Source organism: Streptomyces sp. NPDC032472, from assembly GCF_040636955.1.
Taxonomy (GTDB): Bacteria; Actinomycetota; Actinomycetes; order Streptomycetales; family Streptomycetaceae; genus Streptomyces.
The window spans coordinates 1-2,895 of record NZ_JBEZVK010000182.1 but is presented as its reverse complement, the minus strand read 5'-3'; the positions used below and the strand labels follow the sequence as shown (position 1 = coordinate 2,895).

The 2,895-nt window shown below is 73.7% G+C and carries 2 protein-coding genes; both read right to left on the bottom strand.

Annotated elements, in window-relative coordinates; translation table 11 throughout:
* Positions 1-1,912 (bottom strand): type I polyketide synthase (locus AB0F11_RS37980; protein ID WP_362184405.1); only part of this gene is annotated, 1,912 nt, incomplete at its 3' end.
* A gap of 57 nt (positions 1,913-1,969) precedes the next feature.
* The coding region (locus AB0F11_RS37975) for a beta-ketoacyl reductase (RefSeq protein WP_362184404.1) at positions 1,970-2,895 on the bottom strand (926 nt) is incomplete at its 5' end.

Sequence of the window (2,895 nt, the reverse complement as noted above, 5' to 3'; positions counted from 1 at the left end):
CCACCTCCACCGCGAACAACGCCGGCTGGGTGAACCCCGTCTCGTCCAACCCCACACCCGAAGCGATCACCTCACCCAACGGCCGCGGCAACAACGGATCCAACCCCGCACACACCGCACCAAACGCCTCCGCAAACACCGGAAACGCAGCAGCCAACTCCGCACCCATCCCCACCCGCTGCGCACCCTGACCCGTGAACAGGAACGCCAACCGGCCCTGACGCCCCTGCACACGCGACACCGCGGCGTCGCTGCCGTCCGCCAGTGCGCCGAGCGCGGCCAGCAGTTCCGCCCGGTCGCCGCCGACGACGGCCGCGCGGTGGTCGAGCGCAGCGCGCGTCGTGGCGAGGGAGAAGCCGACGTCCACCGGATCGGCCTCCTCGGCCTGCCCGGCAAGGAACTCCCGCAGGCGTCCCGCCTGGGCCCGCAGCGCCGTCTCGTCCCGACCCGACACCACCCACGGCACCACCGGCAGGGCCCTGGGGGCTGCCGGCACCTCGGCGGGGTCCGCTGCCGCCGACTCCTGCTCCGTCGGCTCCTCGATCACCACGTGGGCGTTGGTGCCGCCGAATCCGAAGGAGGACACGCCGGCCCGCCGCGGGCGGTCCTCCCGCGGCCACTCCCGTGCCTGCGTCAGCAGCCGTACGCCACCGGCGTCCCAGTCGATGTGCGGCGACGGCTCCTCGGCATGCAGGGTCCGCGGCATCACACCGCGCCGCATCGCCTCGACCATCTTGATGACACCGCCGACACCGGCGGCGGCCTGCGCATGCCCGATGTTCGACTTCAGCGAACCCAGCCACAGCGGCCGGTCCTCGGCCCGCTCCCGGCCATACGTGGCCAGCAGCGCGTGCGCCTCGATCGGGTCGCCCAGCGTCGTACCCGTGCCGTGCGCCTCGACCAGGTCCACGTCGCCGGGCTTCAGGCCACCGTTCGCCAGGGCCTGCCGGATCACCCGCTCCTGCGAAGGACCGTTCGGGGCCGTCAGGCCGTTCGAGGCGCCGTCCTGGTTCACGGCCGAGCCCCGCAGCACCGCCAGCACCCGGTGCCCGTTCCTCCGGGCATCCGACAGCCGCTCCACCAGCAGCAGACCCACGCCCTCCGACCAGCCCGTGCCGTCCGCCTGCGCCGAGAAGGACTTGCACCGCCCGTCCACCGACAGACCGCGCAGCCGGGAGAACTCGGTGAACGCCACCGGGGTGGACATCACCGTCACACCGCCGGCCAGGGCGAGGTCACATTCGCCCTGCCGCAGCGCGTTCGCCGCCAGGTGCAGGGCCACCAACGACGAGGAGCACGCCGTGTCGACGGTCACCGCCGGGCCCTCCAGCCCGTACGTGTACGCCAGGCGGCCGGCCGCGATGCTGCCCGCGCTGCCGCTGAACAGGTACCCCTCGAAGCCGTCCGGGGGAAGCCGGTCGCGCAGGCCGTAGTCCCCGTACATGACGCCGGTGAACACGCCGGTGGAGCTCCCGCGCAGCGCCTCCGGGTCGATGCCGGCCCGTTCGAAGGCCTCCCAGGCGGTCTGCAGCAGCAGGCGCTGCTGCGGGTCGGTCGCGACCGCCTCGCGCGGCGACATCCCGAAGAACTCGGGGTCGAACTCGTCGGCGTCGTAGAGGAATCCGCCACGCCGCGTGTACGAGGTACCGGTGCGCTCCGGATCCGGGTCGTACAGGGACTCCAGCTCCCAGCCCCGGTTCTCCGGGAAGTCACCCACCGCGTCCACGCCGTCCGCGACGAGCCGCCACAGGTCCTCCGGCGAGGCCACACCACCCGGGTAACGGCACGCCATGCCCACGATCGCGATCGGCTCGTGCTGTTTCTCCTCGACCTCCTGCAGGCGCCGGCGCGCGTCGCGCGCGTCCGCGATGGCGCGCTTGAGGTATTCGCGAAGCTTGTCCTCGTCAGCCACGTGCTCTCAGCTCTCCGGAAGGGGGTTGATGGGGGTCGAGGGGTGGGACTAGGGGGGTCAGTCGAGCTCGTCGACGAAGGCGAACAGTTCCTCGTCGGTCGCGGACTCCAGGTCCTCGTCGGAGTCGGCCGCCCGGTCCTCGTCGCGGCCGCCCGCATGGGCGAGGTCCAGCAGTTCCTGGAGGCGCAGCGTGATCCGTTCGTCGGACCGCTGTCCCTCGTCGGGGTCCGCGGCCGCCGCGGCCCGCAGAGCGGCCTCCAGCCGGTCCATGTCCGCGAGGACGGCCGCGACGCCGGCTTCGGCCGGGGTCCCGGTCGGCGCCAGCTCCGTACCAAGATGGGCGGCCAGCGCGGCGGGGGTGGGGTGGTCGAAGGCGAGCGTGGTGGGCAGCCGCAGGCCGGTGGCCCTGCCCAGCTGGTTGCGCAGCTCGACGGCGGTCAGGGAGTCGAAGCCGAGCTCCAGGAAGGACCGCTGGTCGTCGAGGTCGCCGGGGTCCGCGTACCCCAGTACGGCGGCCACCTGGGCGCGTACCAGGTCTGCCAGCGCCCGTTCCCGTTCTGCGGGCGACAGGGCGGCCAGGCGGTCGGCGAGCGACGCCTCGACGGGGGCGGCGGCCTGCGCGGCACGACGGCGCCGGCGCGGCGGTACGAGGCCGCGCAGCATCGGGGCCGGTTCGTCCTGGGCGCGCAGGGCCGCGAGGTCCAGGCGGGTGACCGCCGGCACGGCCTCGCCCCTGCCGAGGCCCTCGTCGAAGAGGCGCATCGCGTCGTCCGTGGCCAGGGGCCGCAGCCCGAGCCGGGACAGCCGCCGCAGATCCGCCTCGCCAAGATGGCCGGTCAGCTCGCCGGACTCCTCCCACAGGCCCCAGGCCAGCGACACCGCCGGAAGCCCCAGGGCACGCCGGTACGAAGCCAGCGCGTCCAGGAAGGCATTGCCCGCCGCGTAGTTGGCCTGGCCGGCCGTACCCAGCACACCGGCCAGGG